The sequence below is a fragment of the Niastella sp. genome (assembly GCF_045805085.1).
In the GTDB taxonomy this organism is placed as follows: Bacteria; Bacteroidota; Bacteroidia; order Chitinophagales; family Chitinophagaceae; genus Niastella.
Window position 1 is genome coordinate 1 of record NZ_JBJMLX010000377.1, and the last position, 18,762, is coordinate 18,762.

At 45.1% G+C, this 18,762-nt stretch carries 11 protein-coding genes; 6 read left to right on the forward strand and 5 right to left on the reverse strand.

What is annotated here, in order from left to right; genetic code table 11:
- The 5 genes from ACJ751_RS19395 to ACJ751_RS19415 form a co-directional block, all read left to right on the forward strand.
- Positions 1 to 2,050 (forward strand): outer membrane beta-barrel protein (locus ACJ751_RS19395; protein ID WP_407747175.1); only part of this gene is annotated, 2,050 nt, incomplete at its 5' end.
- A gap of 185 nt (positions 2,051 to 2,235) precedes the next feature.
- Positions 2,236 to 2,616: a hypothetical protein gene (locus ACJ751_RS19400; RefSeq protein ID WP_407747176.1), complete on the forward strand. Its 381-nt coding sequence runs from the start codon at positions 2,236 to 2,238 to the stop codon at positions 2,614 to 2,616.
- Between the two features lie 180 nt (positions 2,617 to 2,796).
- Positions 2,797 to 3,879, forward strand: a complete 1,083-nt coding sequence (locus tag ACJ751_RS19405) for an efflux RND transporter periplasmic adaptor subunit (protein WP_407747177.1) — start codon at positions 2,797 to 2,799, stop codon at positions 3,877 to 3,879.
- A 26-nt stretch (positions 3,880 to 3,905) separates the two neighbouring features.
- Positions 3,906 to 7,073 (forward strand): efflux RND transporter permease subunit, encoded by a 3,168-nt coding sequence (locus ACJ751_RS19410; RefSeq protein ID WP_407747178.1) that lies wholly within the window; start codon positions 3,906 to 3,908, stop codon positions 7,071 to 7,073.
- Positions 7,066 to 8,499, forward strand: a complete 1,434-nt coding sequence (locus ACJ751_RS19415; protein WP_407747179.1) for a TolC family protein — start codon at positions 7,066 to 7,068, stop codon at positions 8,497 to 8,499. The genes ACJ751_RS19410 and ACJ751_RS19415 overlap by 8 nt, the downstream gene beginning before the upstream one ends.
- Positions 8,500 to 8,625: 126 nt before the next feature.
- Here the strand turns inward: ACJ751_RS19415 and ACJ751_RS19420 are convergent, their stop codons facing one another.
- The 5 genes from ACJ751_RS19420 to ACJ751_RS19440 all read right to left on the reverse strand — a co-directional run bounded on the left by ACJ751_RS19420 (position 8,626) and on the right by ACJ751_RS19440 (position 15,755).
- Positions 8,626 to 9,090 carry an SRPBCC domain-containing protein gene (locus ACJ751_RS19420; protein WP_407747180.1) on the reverse strand — a complete coding sequence of 155 codons (465 nt, stop codon included), beginning with the start codon at positions 9,088 to 9,090 and terminating at the stop codon, positions 8,626 to 8,628.
- A 159-nt stretch (positions 9,091 to 9,249) separates the two neighbouring features.
- Entirely contained in the window at positions 9,250 to 10,782 is a 1,533-nt protein-coding gene (locus tag ACJ751_RS19425; RefSeq protein ID WP_407747181.1) for a RagB/SusD family nutrient uptake outer membrane protein, read from the reverse strand.
- A 22-nt stretch (positions 10,783 to 10,804) separates the two neighbouring features.
- Entirely contained in the window at positions 10,805 to 14,284 is a 3,480-nt protein-coding gene (locus tag ACJ751_RS19430; RefSeq protein WP_407747182.1) for a SusC/RagA family TonB-linked outer membrane protein, read from the reverse strand.
- Positions 14,285 to 14,322: 38 nt separating this feature from the next.
- Positions 14,323 to 15,198, reverse strand: coding sequence for a hypothetical protein (locus tag ACJ751_RS19435; protein WP_407747183.1), 876 nt, complete (start codon positions 15,196 to 15,198; stop codon positions 14,323 to 14,325).
- A gap of 146 nt (positions 15,199 to 15,344) precedes the next feature.
- Positions 15,345 to 15,755 carry an ElyC/SanA/YdcF family protein gene (locus tag ACJ751_RS19440; RefSeq protein ID WP_407747198.1) on the reverse strand — a complete coding sequence of 137 codons (411 nt, stop codon included), beginning with the start codon at positions 15,753 to 15,755 and terminating at the stop codon, positions 15,345 to 15,347.
- Positions 15,756 to 16,010: 255 nt separating this feature from the next.
- Between ACJ751_RS19440 and galB the strand changes: the two genes are divergently transcribed.
- Positions 16,011 to 18,740: a beta-galactosidase GalB gene (gene galB / locus ACJ751_RS19445; protein ID WP_407747184.1), complete on the forward strand. Its 2,730-nt coding sequence runs from the start codon at positions 16,011 to 16,013 to the stop codon at positions 18,738 to 18,740.
- The last annotated feature ends 22 nt before the right edge of the window (positions 18,741 to 18,762 follow it).

The window sequence follows — 18,762 nt, forward strand, 5'->3', positions numbered from 1 at the left end:
ACAGTCGGATGAGAAAACCGTGCTCAATGTAGAGGATGATCCGGCCAATAAAACAGAGACGGCGCTCGATATTCTGCGCAAAACCCCGTTTATAACTGTCGATGGGGAGGATAATATAAAGATCAACGGCAAATCAAACTTCAAGGTGTTGCTCAATGGGCGCGAAACATCTATGTTCGCCCGGAATGTGAAAGAGGCCTTGCGGGGATTTCCCGGTGCACTCATTTCAAAAATTGAAGTGATCACCACGCCTTCCGCCAAATACGATGGCGAGGGAATTGGCGGGCTCATCAACATCATCACAAAGAAAAAAGTAGTAGGCTACAATGGCACCCTTTCTTCCTTTTCAAGAACCAGCGATAAGGTGAATAATTTTTCTGTCAATGGTAATGCCAAGGTTGGCAAATTCGGGCTCAGTGTTTTCCTGAACAAAGGTTTTGCAGATCCTGTTTTGCAACACAACACCAATATCACTACGCCAACCTCCCAAACAGCTTACGCCAAAAGAACACTCGACGGTGGCCGGTACAACAGTGAAACCTGGAGCTTTGGCAATGCTGAACTGAGTTTTGAAGCAGATAGCCTGAACACCATCAGTTTGTATACGAATATCGATAGCTGGTCAAACAAACAGGTAACCAACCAAACCATCACTACTGATTTTTTAAACGATCCTTCAACCGTAAGCTATTTCAACCAGAATAATAAAACCAATAATCCCGGGATAAGTGTGGGCAGCGATTATATCAAACATTACAAAAACAATAAAGAACGGGAACTCAGTTTTCGCTTTTTAGGCGAGTTCGGCAAAAACGACAATAAACTAAACAGTGTGCAGGATAACCCTGGTACCGACCGCTACCTTATTAATAATAGTTATGCCATCAACAACCAGTATACGCTTCAGATGGATAATATTATCCCAATAAATAAAACAACCAGGTTCGAAGGCGGCGCCAAAGCCATTTTACGCCGGGCCAGCTCCGATTTTCAAAGTCAGATAAAATACGGTGAAACAGACAATTATAAAATAAATGTCGCCAATACAGATTATTTTAAATACAGCCAGGATGTGCTCAGCATTTACAGTATGTATAATGTAAAACTGAAAAGATCAACCTTTCGCTTTGGGGCACGGGTTGAGCACACCATAGTAAATGGCGATTTTGTCGCTTCCAAGAAATTGGTAAAGACCAATTATACTACCCTGTTGCCCAATATTCAATTCACCAACAAGTTAAATACCGCCACCACCCTGGTATTTACTTATACCAAAAGATTGCAACGCCCCTATATCTGGGACCTGAATCCCTTTGTTGTTAATAACGATTCATTGAACATTACAACCGGCAATCCCGACCTGGGCCCGCAAACCATGCATGCCCTGAGCGGTCAGCTGCGGTATGGCAATGGCAATACGTTTAGCGGTATTAATATTGAAGGCAGCTACAGCGGAAATAAGATATTGCAATATGCCTTTTTTGATCCGCAAACGGGCATTACCAAAACAACCAGTCTGAATATCGGCAAAGAATACCAAACAAGTGTTAGTTTGAACTTTTCTACCAAGATCACGCCAAAATGGAGTTTGTATGTAAACGGGGCGCTCCGCTATAGTAAGGTCACCAATAATGCCGATGCCACCCAATCGAACAGCGGCTTCGGCTGTAACTTCAACCTGAATACGAGTTATAAATTCACCGAAAAATTCTCAGCAAGTACTTACCTGGGTTTATGGCAGGAACCGCGCACCATACAAACCACCTACCCGTTCAATACCTGGCACAATGTGGCATTGAACTATAAAATGTTTAAAGACAAATTCCTTATTTCACTAAGAGGAGTAAATTATTATGAGAAGAACAGGGCCTTTAAAAACGTAACCAAGGACCAGAATTTTTATAATACCAATACTACAACGGTTATTAGACGAGGCGGTGTGCTGGCTTTGACATGGAATTTTGGCAAATTGGCAGAAAGCGTATCAAAAAAGAAAGGCGTTAATAATGATGATGTGCTTGGCAAACCTGCTGCGCCAGCCGGTAATTAATTCACAATATTTATTGTGCTTAACATCAAAATAACATGGCGTTTAACTTCATAATAACATATTTCTCATTAACAAACGCTGGAAATATAATTCTCATTATGCATCAATGATATTTTTGCAAATGACTTGTTAAGGGCCTCTAATAAGTTTTTAACCCCCCAACTACTTATTAGTTTTGAGGCCTGATGAGAATAGCCATAATTATTGTATGCGTGTTCTATATCCTCCTGGGGGGATATAACTACCTGTATACAGGTATATCTGGCTTTAATTACGCTTCACTGCGCCTGGTAAAAAGTAATGTGAAGTTTACAGACAATAAACAAGGAGTGTCTGTCGTTAAGGCCATCAACCCTGGTAAACCGGGCGACAACTTTTTCTCCGATATAGAAGATGAAGACTCCAACGACGCTGCCGCACGAAAATATAAATTACTGGCCAGGGGTTTATATACCCTCGGCGCTTCTTTTGTTTTAACCTATCTCTTTAGCCGTTTCAGATCCTCGAAAACATATTACAGTCTATTTGCGTTTAAATATATTACCCAACGTGTTTTAAGGATCTGATGAATATTATCAGAAACCCTGGGACCGATCATGATTTTTTTGCTGACGTTTGTTCTTTAGTACATACCTCCTGCTTTACAAGTTAGATCTTACCCTGGGCGCGACTGATAATTCTATAGCATCCCCAACGTTAAACCCTGCTTTAAAAAAGCGTCAATCGCATAACACCCATTTATTGTCATGAAGAGAGTTGTTTTGTTCTCAGGCCTGGTTGCGTTATTGTGCAACACAAGCTGTAAGTCTACCAAGGAAGAAAAAGAGGAGCCTGGTAAATATAAAGTTACCAGCCCTATAAGAATTGATACTTCTTTTACCAAGGAGTATGTTTCGCAGATCAAGTCTGTTCGGAACATCGAGATCAGAGCCCAGGAAAAGGGATTTCTGCAAAATATTTATGTGGATGAAGGTCAGTTTGTAAAAACCGGTCAGTTGTTATTTCGTATCATGCCCAAATTTTATGAAGCAGAAGTATTGAAGGCACAGGCAGAAACCAAATCCGCAGAAATTGAACTTGCGAATTCCACTACCCTTGCGGACAAAAACATTGTATCCAAAAACGAACAGGCGTTAGCCCAGGCAAAGCTTGATCAGGCAAAGGCTGAAATGGCATTGGCAAAACTCCATTTGCAATTCACGGAGATCAGAGCGCCCTTCGATGGCACCATCGACCGCTTGCCCAAAAAACTGGGAAGCCTTATCGATGAAGGCGAATTGCTCACCAGCCTTTCAGACAACAACCAGATGTTTGCTTATTTCAATGTATCTGAACCCGAATACCTGGAATACAAAGCCAACACAAAAGGTGGCGTAAAGGGAAAAGTAAACCTGCTTTTAGCAAACAACAAACCCCTGAAATATACCGGTGAAGTAGAAACTATCGAAAGCGAATTCGATAATGAAACCGGAAACATTGCTTTCCGCGCCCGCTTCCCGAACCCTGACAAGCTGTTGAAACATGGCGAAACAGGTAAAATATTGATGACTGTTCCGCAAAAGAACGCTATGGTGATACCACAAAAGGCCACTTACGAAATACAGGACAAAAGATATGTATTTGTAATTGACAAGAACAATGTGGTAAAATCAAGACTCATCACCATCACTGGTGAATTACCTGATCTGTTTGTAGTAGCTACCGGCCTTAACGACGAGGAAAAGATCCTGCTCGAAGGTGTGCAGAAGGTAAAAGACGATGATAAAATTCAGTATGAATTCGAAAAACCTGAAGAAGTAATAAAGCACCTGCGGGTACATGCAGAGTAGTCATTCAATATCTAATAGCATAGTCAATGTTTAATAAATTTATACAAAGGCCGGTACTGTCGATAGTGATCTCGCTCATCATTGTGTTTTTGGGCGTACTGGCCATATTCGGCTTACCGGTTACACAGTTCCCATCCATTTCACCACCTAAGGTGAACGTAACAGCAGATTATCCCGGCGCCAACGGCGAATTGATGATTAAATCGGTGGTTATTCCACTCGAACGCGCCATCAACGGGGTGCCCGGCATGAAATATATGGCCTCTGATGCGGGTAACGACGGTGAAGCATCCATTCAGGTGGTGTTTAACCTGGGTACCGACCCCAACGTGGCTTCTTTGAACGTACAAAACCGTGTGGCTTCCGTGGTGAACAAACTACCGCCACTGGTTGTACGCGAAGGGGTAAAGATCACCCGTGAAGAATCGAACATGTTGATGTACATTAACCTGTACAGTGAAGATGCCAATACCGACCAGAAATTCCTGTTCAACTTTGCAGATATTAACGTGTTGTCGGAACTGAAGCGCGTGGATGGTGTGGGCTATGCCGACATCCTGGGTAACCGCGAATACGCCATGCGTATCTGGCTGAAACCCGATCGCATGCTGGCGTATAAGATCTCTGCCGATGAAGTGATGGCAGCCCTGAGCTCGCAAAGTCTGGAAGCATCGCCCGGTAAAACCGGTGAAAGCTCTGGTCAAAGATCACAATCGTTTGAATACGTATTAAAATATTCCGGCCGTTTCACCACTAAAGAACAATACGAGAATGTTATTTTGAAATCTACGCCTGCTGGAGAGCTCCTCCGGTTGAAGGATGTAGCGGATATTGAGTTTGGTAGTTCGATGTATGACATCTATTCAAACCTGAATAACAAACCATCTGCAGCGATCGTATTGAAACAATCGTATGGTAGTAATGCGAGCCAGGTAATTGAGAACGTTAAGAAAAAAATGAAAGAGATCGAAGGCAGCACATTCCCTAAAGGAATGCACTACGAGATCAGCTATGACGTTTCCAAGTTCCTGGACGCTTCTATTGAAAAGGTGATCCACACCCTGGTAGAAGCGTTTATCCTCGTGGGTATTGTGGTGTTCCTGTTCCTGGGCGACTGGCGCTCTACCCTTATTCCTGCGATGGCCGTACCGGTATCATTGATCGGTACATTCGTCTTTATGCAATTCTTTGGCATTACGCTGAACCTGATCACCCTCTTCGCCCTCGTAATGGCGATCGGTGTGGTGGTGGATGACGCCATTGTGGTTATTGAAGCGGTGCACGCGAAAATGGAAGAAGAGCATTTATCGCCGCTGAAGGCAACCAAGAAAGCGATGCATGAGATCAGCGGGGCTATTATAGCCATTACCTTCCTGATGGCCGCAGTGTTTATTCCCGTGGCGTTCATGAGTGGTCCGGTGGGTATCTTCTACCGCCAGTTCTCTATCACCATGGCCACAGCGATCATTCTGTCGGGTGTGGTAGCATTAACGCTTACGCCCGCCTTGTGCGCCATGATCCTGAAGAACAACCATGGTATTAAGAAAAAGAAAAATCCTGTCGATAAATTCCTCGAAGGCTTTAATAACACCTTTAACCGCGGACAGGGAAAATATGTACAGTTACTGGGTCACATTGTAACCAGGCGGGGACTTACCTTCCTTATTCTGGCTGCATTCTGCGTGGGCACCTGGTTCCTGAATGGAAAGGTTCCTTCGGGTTTTATCCCGAACGAAGACCAGGGTATGTTTTATGCTATCATTCAAACACCGCCGGGATCTTCGCTGGAAAGAACCAACGAAATTGCCACCAGGCTGCAGAAGATTGCAGAAGGGGTTGAAGGTGTTGCGTCCGTTTCTTCATTGGCGGGTTATGAGATCCTGTCGGAAGGTACCGGTTCCAACTCAGGTACCTGTTTGATCAACCTGAAAACCTGGGACGAACGTAAAAAATCGGCCCAGCAGATCATCGATGAGTTAGAAGAAAAATCAAAAGACATCTCGGGCGCGAATATAGAATTCTTCCAGCCGCCGGCAGTACCGGGTTATGGTGCAGCGGGTGGTTTTGAGTGCCGCCTGCTCGATAAAGCCGGTTTGAGCTCCTATAAAAGAATGGAAGAAGTAAGTAACGATTTTGTAAAAGAGCTGAGAAAACGCAAGGAGCTTACTTCCGTATTCAGTTTCTACAGCGCCAGCTTCCCGCAATATATGTTGAGTGTTGACAATGACATTGCCCAGCAAAAAGGCGTATCGATCGATAATGCGATGAACTCGCTCTCTACCCTTATTGGTAGTAATTATGAGATCAGCTTTATCAAGTTCAGCCGGATGTATAAGGTGATCGTTCAGGCAGCTCCCGGATACCGGGCATTGCCGGAAGATATCCTGAAACTATACGTTAAGAATAGCCGCGATGAAATGGTGCCCTACTCGGCCTTTATGAAAATGGAAAAGGTGTATGGTTTGTCGGAAATTACCCGGCACAACCTGTATACTGCGTCTGAGATCAGTGGTTCAGCCGCGCCTGGTTATAGTAGTGGTACGGCCATCCAGGCCATAAATGAAGTAGCGGCCAAATCACTGCCCAGAGGTTTTGGTATCGACTGGGCGGGTATCTCCAAAGACGAGGTAGCCCAGGGTAATGGCGCTATTTACATTTTCCTGATCTGTTTGGGCTTCGTATACCTGATCCTGTCAGCACAATATGAAAGCTTCATCCTGCCATTGGCGGTGATCCTCTCCTTACCTACCGGGATCTTCGGCGCGTTCCTGTTGCTGTATTTAATGGGCCTGGAAAATAACATCTATGCCCAGGTGGCAATGGTAATGTTGATTGGTTTGTTGGGTAAGAACGCCGTGTTGATCGTGGAGTTTGCGGTACAACGGCACCGGGCAGGCGCTACCGTACTTAAAGCAGCGATGGAAGGCGCCAGGGTGCGGTTCCGGCCAATCCTGATGACCTCATTCGCCTTTATTGCCGGTTTGATCCCGCTGGTGTTTGCCAACGGTCCCGGTAAAATTGGTAACAGAACCATTGGTACAGCCGCTGCCGGCGGTATGTTATTTGGTACTATTTTCGGGGTAATGATCATTCCTGGTTTATATTACATATTTGGCAGAATAGCCGAAAAGCGCAGACTGGTTAGAGATGAAGATGAAAATCCGTTAACTGAAGAAATCGATCATAATGTTTAAATTCAGCATTCAGCGATCCGTAAGTCTGGCATACCTATGTTTGGCTATAGCAGGTTGTAAAGTACCCGCCGTTGTGGAAGTCCACGAAAACAAGTCGGTACCCGTATCCTACAACGACAAACAAGACACCACCAATATCGCAGCGCTTCCCTACCGGTCGTTCTTTACCGATAAGAACCTGGTGAGCCTGATAGATTCAGCGCTGCAACGTAACCAGGAACTCCAGATCACGTTACAGGAAGTGGAAATAGCCAGGAACGATATAAAATTCAGACAGCAGCCATTACTGCCACAAGTGGGTATAAAAGGCGGAGTCGGCGTTGAGAAAGTGGGCCGGTACACCAGCCAAGGCGCGGGTGATGCCACCACAGAGATCAAGCCCGGAAAGGAAATGCCCGATCCGTTAACCGACTTTGCGGTAGCCGCCTTTGCCAACTGGGAAGTAGACATCTGGCATAAATTGCATAATTCGAAAAAAGCAGCTGTTACCAGGTATTTATCATCGGTAGAAGGCCGGAACTTTGTAGTGACCAACCTGGTTGCCGAAATAGCCAATTCTTATTACGAATTACTGGCGTTTGATAACCAGTTGACGATCGTTCGACAGAACATCGCCCTGCAAAAAGATGCGTTGGAGATAGTAAAGGTTCAAAAAGAAGCAGCCCGCGTAACAGAGCTGGCCGTGCGGAAATTTGAAGCGGAAGTGTTGAAAACGCAAAGCCTGGAGTATGATCTTTTGCAAAACATACAAGTGACCGAAAACCGGATCAACTTTTTGTTAGGCCGGTTCCCGCAACCGATCGCAAGAGATACCAGTAATATGGTAAACCTGGTGCCTGCCGTAGTGAACTCAGGTATTCCTTCACAATTGCTGATCAATCGCCCGGATATTAAACAGGCAGAACTGGACCTGGCAGCAGCAAAACTGGATGTAAAGATCGCCCGCGCTGAATTTTTCCCTTCACTGGGTCTTTCAGCCGCAGTAGGGTTAAATTCATTCAGTCCTGCCTATCTGTTCCGCTTACCCGAGTCGATCCTGTACAACCTCGCAGGCGAAATGATGGGACCATTGGTAAACCGGAATGCGATCAGGGCTGAGTTTAACAGTGCCAACGCAAAGCAGCTGCAGGCCCTGTATAATTATCAGCGAAGCATTGTGAATGCGTATATGGAAGTGTCGAACCAGGTATCGAACATCAACAACCTGGAAAAAAGCTACGACCTGAAATCAAAACAGGTTGATGCTTTGACCACATCGATCAGTATTTCGAACGACCTGTTCAAAAATGCCCGCGCCGATTACCTGGAAGTACTGATGACGCAACGGGATGCATTGGAAGCGAGGTTAGAACTCGTAGAAACCAAAAAAGATCAGCTGAACGCTGTTGTAAATATTTACAGGAATTTAGGAGGGGGCTGGAAGTAGTCGGGAAACGTGAAACGTGAAACGGCAAACGTGAAAGTCCTATAATTCAAAACTCACGCAAAGTTGGCATTTGCGTGAGTTTTTTTATTGCGAAAATTTACTACCTATTACCAGAGGCATTCAGCCTTAAGCCTTAAGCGTTTTGCCTTCAGCAGGCGTCGGTCTGCCTTTACCTGTAGTGATCAACCTGAACAAACTCTCATGGATATACTCACTCCAGGCATTGGAACAGGCATCGAAACATTCCACTTCCGGGGCCAAACCAAGATGCGTAAACCGCACCTGGGTTTTATCATCGACTTTTGTTACCTCAAAACTAATCTGAGTGTTTGTCCATTCGCTTTTGTCGCTGATGAAATTAAGGTTGCTGTCAGTCACCAGCCACACTACTTTTTTATTGGGTATTAACTCCACCAGCTTTTGTGTCGACACATGCACATCCCCAAAATACACGGTAAATTCATCTTTCAGCTTTTTCGACTGGCCATCCAGGTTTTCCGTCCACCAGCTGCGAACATCATTAATAGCATCGAAAGCCTCAGCGGGTGTTTGATCTACCAGAAAAGTAGTAGTATAGTTTGAAGTTGTCATTGTGGTAATTTTTTATACAACAAATGTATTGTCTAACTATTTCCCTGTCCGGGTGCTATCTGGACTTTAACGAAGGGGATTTTGGACAAAAGTCCTGTAATAACAATGCCGGCAACCAGGTTGCCGGCATTGTTTTGCTTATTGCCTTTTTCTTAATGTCTATTGAGTATACCCATCATTCTGATACATTGTCTCAGGGTTCAGGTTGTGCTCAGCCAATGGAATAGGGAAATAATAATCCTTGGTTGTAATATTCGTCAATGGTGAGTTATCGAAATCGGCCTGGTTTTTTGCCCGGAAATAATCAACCAGTTCCTGAGCTGTAAAGAACCGGGTTAAATCGTGCCAGCGATGGTGTTCAAAAGCCAGCTCTACCCTTCTTTCATGTAAAATAGCCAGTTTCAGCGTTGGATATCTGGCTTTATAAGTGGCGTCGGTTGCGATCATAGTAGCATAATCCGGCCGCTGCGCACGTGCACGCACCATATTCAGGTAGGTAGCAGCCGTTGCATTATCTCCCAGGTACAGATACACTTCTGCCAGGTTCAAAATAATATCTGCATAACGCATCAATATCCAATCGTTACCGCCATAACCATCTTTGGTAGCGCCGGCGCTGTTATCTCTGAACTTGGTAATGAACCAGCCATTTACTGCAGGTGCAAATTTAATAGAGTAAGCAGTGCGCAGATCTCCTGCTTCAAACTCATTTTGCAGATCTTTTGTGAACAAGCCACCTGCGGTTTGGGAAGCAAACATAGAATTGATCGTTTCGCCCTTTGCCTGGTTATTCTTTGCCAGGGAAGAACCATATGTGGCGTCTCCCTGTTTGTACACGATCTGGAAAATAATTTCCGCATTAGTAGACTTCTTCGTCACATCGAATACATCTGCAAATGGAATATCGCTCAGGTTAGTAACCGTTTTCTGGTTGTAACAGGCCAGCAGATAGGTTTTGGCATTGTTCAGATTATCAATCTTGTTATCTGCCAGTGTAGTGGCCATTGTTAAGTATACCTGTCCTAATAACCCATTGGCTGCCTGTAAAGATACCCGGCCTTTGTTTGCTGTAGATTGCACCACCGGTAAATTGCTGCTCACTGCATCTTTCAGGTCGGCAACTATCTGGGCATACACTTTTTCCTTTTTCCCCCGGAAAGTTAAAGCGGTTGTTTGCTGAATGGTTGATAATTTTTCAGTTGTCAACGGCACATCGCCAAATTCGCGCACCAGGTTAAAATACAACAGTGCCCTGATGAATTTTAATTCGGCAACATATTGCGTTTTTGTCGCATTGTTAGCAAAGGTAACCGTATCGATTGCGTTCAGTATAACATTAGCTCTTGAGATCGGCGCATACAAAGCCGTCCAGTGGCTTAACAGATACGAGTTACCGGGAACCAGTGAAAAAGCGGAGAACTGAAAGGGCTCGCCATTGTTCGATTGGTTATCGGTAGTATTCACATCATCTGCCCGGTCATCTGTCCACAGCTGTGCGCCTTCGCCAATACAGTTGGCGGTTCTCAAAGCCTGATAAACGCCATACAACCCGGTAGTAATGTTAGCTTCCGTAGTATAACCAACATCTACCCGCACCGCATTGGGATTGGTTTTTTCCAGGAAAGATTTACCACAACTGCTGATACTCAAAATCAACAGCGCACTTGCCAGTAATGAAAATATATTACGCATAAATATCTTTATAATTATTGTTTTAGAATGTTACCATAACCCCGGTATTGAACGAACGAACCAGCGGATACTTACCATAATCAATACCTGGTGTCAGGTTTGAACCGTTGTTGAAATCCACTTCAGGATTGTAGCCCAGGTATTTCGTAACAGTAAATGCATTATCAACCCCTGCATACCAGCGTAAGCCTGCGAGGCCCAACTTTTTGGTAACACCTAACATGCCCAGGTTAGCGCCGATCGTGATATTGGTGCAACGGAAGAATGAACCATCCTGTAAATAGTAATCAGATAAACGGGTGCTGTTGCTTTGTGAACCACCGCGTGAACTTCTGTATTCATGTCCATTACCGGGCTGCGCTTCACTGCGGTAACGTTGGTCAATTACAGCATACTGGTTGCCTGAACCTTCCATATTCCGGATATAGTAGTCCTGTCCGTCAATGATCTGGTTACCATAAGAGCCGTTGAAAGACGCGCTGAAGTCAATGAACCTGTAGTTCATGCTCAGGTTAAACCCATAAGTGAATTTCGCATAAGGTGTACCAATAATACCTTTATCCGCATCGGTGATCAATCCATCGCCATTGGAATCTTTGAAATACAGATCACCCGGATTTAAAGGCGTGGTTGAATACGTAGAAACCGGGAATGCTTTCAACTTATAGCCGGGAGGAAATTTGTTACCGTTGGCTTTGTATACGGCCCAGTCGGCATTCACATTATCCATATCGCCCTGACGTACCATACCGGCTACTTTTACGCCATAAAAAGATCCAACCGGATCACCTTCCCGGGTTATATTGGTAATATAGCTTCTTTCAGCACCTGCTACCTGTATTTCACTGGCGCCGCCCAGACTGACTACTTTATTTTTGTTGGCTGTTATATTACCACGCACACTCAGGTTAAAATCTTTTGTTTGAACCGCTTTATAATCTACCTGCAGATCAAAGCCGGTGTTATGGATGTTTGAATTGCGTAAATTGGTAAGCACACCCACAGGCGTGGAAGAAACAGTTCCATTATTGGTAATGGCAGCGTTAGTACCACCCGAAATAGCTGAAATATTACGACTATACAGCAAATTGTAAGATCTACTGATATAATAATTGGCGATGATCGATAAACGATTATTCAGCGTAGTGATGTCTGCACCAAAATTGTATTGAGAGGTAGATTCCCAACCTAAGGTAGGATCGATGATACCACCTGACCATGAACCAGTGTATACCGTATTACCAAAAACAGCCCCACCCACTCCGGTTACATCCTGCTCATATTTATAGTTAGGGATATTATTATTACCAGTCAAACCCCAGCTTGCCCGTAATTTTAAAGTAGGGCCGGCACCTAACCAGTCTTTATAAAAAGACTCATTGGAAACAGCCCAGCCGGCAGATACTGAACCAAATTTACCCCAGCGGTTCTGCGGGCCAAAACGTGAAGAGGCGTCGGTACGGAATGAACCGGTAAGGCTGTAACGTCTGTCATAGCTATATACTAACCGGCCCAGATACGACACCAGCGTAGTGACTGATTTACCGGTATTGCTCTGTATAGAAAAATCACCAGGCGTTGACCCAACAGCTGTAATTTCCTGTACCAAGTCGTTGGTAAAATCCTTAGCCGCTACAGCTACCACATCAGTAGTGGTTTGTTGTGCTGTATAACCAGCCAATGCATTGAAACTGTGTTTTCCAAATTGTTTATTGTAATTCAGCGTATACTCAGCCAGCCTGTCCTGGATATCTAAATTCTGTGCAGCCGCATTGGCAGCCAGTACTGACTGCGATGAACCGGGCGGATTGATACCATTACTTAAATTAGTAGGAAAGTAATATTCGTATTTTTCTTTGTAAGATTGCGCCCCGATGTTTACTTTAAACGAAAGGTTCTTTATGATCTCATAGGTAGCACTTGTATTGGCAGTAGTACGTATTCCTTTACGGGTGATCTTAACCCGTTGTGCCAGCGCCAATGGGTTTTCAATACCCTGAAATGCATAGCTAAAACCATCGAACTGAGCGCCTGCATTTGCATACGACATGGCCAGACTGCCATCAGGATTAAAGGCAGGGAAAACAGGCATATATACCAACGCACCCAGGATGGGGCCCTGGTTAAAACGGCCTTCCTGCACTTCGCGATTGTCGGTATTGGTTATAAATACGCTGGAAGATAATTTTAATTTGGGCGAAACATCGGCATCGATATTGGTCCTGAGGTTAATTCTTTTTTGATAGGTACTGTTTAAAATACCCGGCTGATCGAGATAACCGCCACTTACCAAATAACGAACGCCATTATTTCCGCCCGAGAAGGTAAGATTGTGCCTTGTTACCAGGGCATTATCATACAGCACATCCTGCCAGTCGGTATTGTACTTAGGCGCTATAATTTTTTGTGTAGGAAAATCATAAAGGTCTTTGATGATACAAACAGAACAGTTGGTAGCTGTTTGACCCGATTTTGCCAAACGGGTGTTATTATCATCAGAATAAAAAGCATCATCCCAGGCTACTCCTTTAGAGATCAGGATGTCTTTGTAGTTGGCATTACGGCCATTTACAAACAGATCGGTGAACTGACCGGCATTTAACAGCTTTACTTTTTTGGCCAGCGACTGACTGCCCAGCTGAAAATCATAGGTCAATTTTCCTTTGCCTGTTTTCCCTCTTTTGGTAGTGATCAACACTACCCCACCCGATGCCCGTGAACCATAGATGGCCGCAGAAGCAGCATCTTTCAATATTTCTATCGATTCAATATCATCAGGATTCAGGAAGATATCGTTACCGGAAGCGGCTGCGTTATATCCGTTCGTGGCATTACCACCGTTACCCTGTCCCTGCGAGGAGTTGTTGGTGCCGGTACCCTGCTGACCAACCATGGCGCCTAACGCATAACCGTCAATTACATATAAAGGCTCCGAGCTGGCATTGATAGATCCAATACCACGCACCCTGATTTTAGCGCCGCCATAAGGAGCGCCGGATACCTGTGCCACCTGTACGCCGGCCACTTTACCTACCAACGCCTGGCTAATAGTAGGTGTAGAAAGGTTCAGCTCACTGGCTTTTACACTGGAGATGGCGCCGGTCACATCGCTCTTTCTGAGTCGTTGATAACCCACGTACACCTCATCCATCGTTTTTGCATCATCCTCCAGCTTTACATCGATCACTGAGTGGTTTAAAACACCAACTTCCTGTTTTGTAAAACCGGTATAGGAGAATATCAGTGTGCTGTTTGCACCGGCATCGATACTGAACTTTCCGCTTTCATCGGTCATTACCGTTTTGCTTGTTTTTTTGTCCTGCACACTTACAGCAGGCAATGGCTGTCCTTTTGAATCGGTTACTGTACCGGTAACTTTACTGGTTTGCGCCAACACCGGAGTTGCCATAACCATACACAGAATGCACGTCCACCACCAAAGGTGCCGGAAAATACTTCTGTAACCTGAAGTGAAATGTTTGTGTTGAATTACCTTTCCCATGGTTGATTTTTATTGTGAGTAGTTTTTACTTCAATTATTTACTTCCAGCTGATCTGCATGTTGTTTACATTGTCTTTTCGCGATGAACTAACAGCTATCCCTTTTGAATCATTATCGAGGAATGTAAACCCTTCCAGTTCATCGGTACGGTCAAGGTCTACCACTTTAATTACCTGCTGAGCGCCCGTTTCCATTGATTTATTAAAATCCAGGTAGGTGAACCGCCATCTTCTACCCTCTACCTGGTTCTGAATAAGCACCAGGATATTTTTTGCAGGTATCCAGTGAAGGTTTTGCACCCAGGGTGTGCAGGTGAACTTTTTTACCAGCACGCCTTTTTCGCTGGTCTTTTTTGCATGTTGTAAAAGTGCAGGATCGTATAGCCTCACTTCATTTCCTTTATCGCCATAATCGGCTGTAGCCACATACCACTTGCCTTTGTATTGCACGTATTCGGGCCGGGTTCCCTGGATGCAGGCATCGTCTTCAATAGTATTAAGCAGGTTGCCATCTAATGTACCGGTGGTTAACAAACCCTGCCAGTTTACACAGTAAATAACCGCTTTCCATTTGGTACCGGCTGCATCGAGCCGGATGCTGTTGCCAATAAAGGTGGGTGAATGGCCATTCCAGGCAATACCGGTTGGGTGATTGATCACATCGGCCCCGTTCTCAGTAAGCTTGCATTCTTTATTTATATACACCGGTGAATCGCCCATCATTTTAAATTCTCTGATCATGCCTGCTTCCCGGTCGCCATATAAGAACAGGCGCCCTTGCTGAAAGGAGGCTCCCTGACAGGCGCCCAAGGAATCAACGGTGTGCGCCTGCTTAATTTGCATATTGATGTTGACAGGATGGTCTGATGAGAACAGAAGGAACAGGCATGTAGCTGCAATGGAGTATACGTTCATAAACAGTGTTTTTAAGAATAAAGAAAAATAGATGTGGCACGAAGTAAGAGGGACGAAGTAGGAAATACAGACCCAAAACCAATAGCGAGGCTATGATCTTCAGCAGTTTCTTTCTTCTTATTTCCTACTTCTTACTTCTATCTGGATTAAGGATCTAATGGTTCTGTTGGATTAATGTGTAATGCATCAATGGCAGGATAAAACTCAGCTTCCGTTTCAGACAGGCGTTTGCCGTTTTGAAAGGGTACTTCATTTAATTCCTTTAAGCATCTCGCAGCAAGCGTGTTTGTGATCATCATGCTTTGCCCGCCTGAGGTTGTAGTGATACAGGCTTTGTTGAAGGGCATTCCGTACCGGTAAATGAGCCGTACACAGTTTCGTAAATTGGTAGTGGTATGCCTTGCATGTGGCTCAATGATGATGGCATTTTCGGGTATGTTCAATTTTTCAATCAGGAACTTTTTCATTTCAACGGCTTCGCACCAGGTGGATCCGGTGCGGTCTGTTGACCATTTACTATAAAACCAATACCAATTAAAATTGTAGCCAGTACAAATATTCTCATGTTGCCTTAGTTGGAATAATCGAGCGCAAAATTGGTTTAGTTATGTTACTCTATTGCCAATAAGACATTATGGTATTATTAAATGTAAATGGTAGTTGATCAGTTGACGAGTTAACCTGGCGAATCCGGGCTATAACTAAAGCGCTCACCTTGAGCCTTGTGCCTTAATTGCAACTATTAAGGAGACATTTAACACAGTTCTCCTTAGTACTTTTTAATTCAGTATATTCAATTGAAATTTCTTTTCATGCAGTTGATTACAGTCCGGTGTATTCGTTTTTGTTTATTTGTTATAGTAAATGTTTTCTTTTTACCAGGCAGTAATAGTCAGGTTACAACTACCAGGGAACGCATTGCCATAAACGATGGCTGGAAGTTTATGAAATACACTTCCTCCCCTGATAAACTGATCTATGACATTCGGCCCGAAGTAACTGACCGGAATGACAATATGGTAGCCGATTCAAAACCCACCGAGGCTGTAACTGTAAATTCCACAACGAACGTGCTAAAAAACTGGATCCTGCCCAGCGCCAACGAGTTTATTAAGGACCCAACCAAACAGCACCAGCGGCCGGAAGGTAACCCGGGCAGCGATTTCCCTTTTGTACAAGCCAACTTTAATGATGCCGGCTGGGAGCCAGTAACCCTGCCGCACGACTGGGCGATTAACGGCCCTTTCTTTAAAGGTGATCCTGCTGAAGTAGGTGGCGGCATGGGACGATTACCCAGTCCGGGTGTTGCCTGGTATCGCCGCAAACTGACTATTCCAATTACAGATAAAGACAGGATCATTTACCTGGATATAGATGGCGCCATGTCGTATGCCATGGTTTGGCTGAATGGGAACCTGGTGGGTGGCTGGCCTTATGGGTATAATTCTTTCCAGCTTAACCTGACACCTTATCTGAAACCAGGAGGCGATAATCAGCTTGCGATACGGCTCGACAATCCCGCCAATTCCGCCCGTTGGTATCCCGGTGGCGGTTTATACCGCAATGTATGGTTAACAAAACTGGCGCCGGTGCATGTAGCGCAATGGGGTACATTCATACATACAAAAAATGTATCTGCCGCTGCAGCCACTGTTGAGCTGGCCGTTACTATGGAGAACAATTCAACAACTGACCAACGCTATGACCTGGCTACAGAAGTATTTACCATTAACGAAAAAACCGGGAAAGCAGGAAATAAAGTAGCCGTCTTTCCCCGTACTACCAATACCATTCCTGCAGGCAGGAAAATACAAACAAACAATTCGGTTATAATAAAAAAACCATTACTGTGGGGACCCGTTCCTTTACAAAAACCCAACCTGTACCTGGCCGTTACCAGAGTGTACGCCAATGGGAAAGTTATTGATGAATATGAAACCCGTTTCGGGATCCGCACCCTTAATTTGGATCCCGAAAAAGGATTGCTGGTAAATGGAAATCCGGTGCGCATCCAGGGCGTTAACCAGCACCACGACCTCGGCGCTTTAGGCGCTGCCTTTAATACCCGGGCGGCAGAAAGACAACTGGAATTGTTGCGTGAGCTGGGTTGTAATGCCATTCGTTTATCGCACAACCCTCCTGCTCCTGAATTGCTGGCGCTTACAGACAGCATGGGCTTCCTGGTGATCGATGAGATCTTCGACAGTTGGGAAAGAAAAAAAACACCGCATGATTTTCACCTGATTTTTCCTGATTGGTATGAACCCGATACCCGCTCATTCATCAGGCGCGATAAAAATCACTCTTCCATCATTGCCTGGAGTTTTGGCAATGAAGTAGGGGAACAATACACCGGTGATACGGGCGCTGCCGTGGCGAGAAAATTAGCTGATATTGTACACGATGAAGACAGCACGCGGCCGGTCACCGCTTCCATGAATTACGCCAAACCCGACATGCCGTTCCCCGCAGCGCTCGACCTTCTTTGTTTGAACTACCAGGGCGAAGGCATCCGGGATGCACCGGCCTATGCGCATCTCAAGGGCATCAGAACCTCACCGCTTTACCCGGCGTTTCACAGCAAGTTCCCCAATAAAATGATCGTTAGCAGTGAAACAGCGTCGGCATTAAGCTCGCGCGGCACTTATATTTTCCCGGTATACGATGGCATCAGTGCGCCGGTAAGTGATAGTACTGGTGGCGATCCCATCAACAAATTTGTAAGCGCCTATGAATTGTATACCGCCGCTTTTGGCGCTTCTCCCGATAAAGTATTCTCATCGCAGGATAAACATCCGTATGTAGCCGGAGAATTTGTATGGAGTGGCTGGGATTATCTGGGCGAACCAACACCCTATTATTCGGCCCGCAGTTCTTATTCCGGCATCATTGACCTGGCTGGTTTTAAGAAAGACCGTTTTTATTTGTACCAGGCCCGCTGGCGGCCCAATTTACCCATGGCGCACATTCTGCCCCATTGGACCTGGCCCGGCCGTACCGGTGTAATCACGCCTGTACATGTATTCACTTCCGGCAATGAAGCGGAACTGTTTTTGAACAACCAATCATTAGGCAGAAAAAAGAAAGGACAATACGAATACCGGCTTCGCTGGGACAGTGTAGTGTATGAACCAGGCATATTGCGGGTGGTAGCATATAAGAATGGTAAACCCTGGGCAACCGATAAGGTACAAACAGCAGGCGCACCCGCCAAACTGCAATTACAGGCAGACAGAAGCCTGGTAAAAGCAAACGGAACAGATCTGTCGTTTATTACCCTGCAAGTAACCGACGCACATGGAGTGCTGGCGCCGGAAGCCAGTGATCTGATAGCATTCAGTATTTCAGGACCAGGTGAAATAGTGGCTACTGACAACGGCGATGCCGCCAACCTGGCCCCCTTTCCTTCCAAAACAAGAAATGCATTCAAGGGTCTGGCGCTGGTGATCGTTCGGGCAAAAAAAGGAACGCCGGGCATCATCACCATAACAGCCACCGCAAAAGGACTCACACCCGCTAAAACAATTATAAAAACTAATTAAACCACACTACAAGCACAACGAA

Excerpts from the sequence above, each read along its gene's own strand:
- ACJ751_RS19435 (WP_407747183.1), bottom strand. The coding sequence starts at position 15,198 with ATGAACGTATACTCCATTGCAGCTACATGCCTGTTCCTTCTGTTCTCA.
- ACJ751_RS19420 (WP_407747180.1), bottom strand. The coding sequence starts at position 9,090 with ATGACAACTTCAAACTATACTACTACTTTTCTGGTAGATCAAACACCC.
- ACJ751_RS19415 (WP_407747179.1), top strand. The coding sequence starts at position 7,066 with ATGTTTAAATTCAGCATTCAGCGATCCGTAAGTCTGGCATACCTATGT.
- galB (WP_407747184.1), top strand. The coding sequence starts at position 16,011 with ATGCAGTTGATTACAGTCCGGTGTATTCGTTTTTGTTTATTTGTTATA.
- ACJ751_RS19400 (WP_407747176.1), top strand. The coding sequence starts at position 2,236 with ATGAGAATAGCCATAATTATTGTATGCGTGTTCTATATCCTCCTGGGG.
- ACJ751_RS19425 (WP_407747181.1), bottom strand. The coding sequence starts at position 10,782 with ATGCGTAATATATTTTCATTACTGGCAAGTGCGCTGTTGATTTTGAGT.
- ACJ751_RS19410 (WP_407747178.1), top strand. The coding sequence starts at position 3,906 with ATGTTTAATAAATTTATACAAAGGCCGGTACTGTCGATAGTGATCTCG.
- ACJ751_RS19430 (WP_407747182.1), bottom strand. The coding sequence starts at position 14,284 with ATGGGAAAGGTAATTCAACACAAACATTTCACTTCAGGTTACAGAAGT.
- ACJ751_RS19405 (WP_407747177.1), top strand. The coding sequence starts at position 2,797 with ATGAAGAGAGTTGTTTTGTTCTCAGGCCTGGTTGCGTTATTGTGCAAC.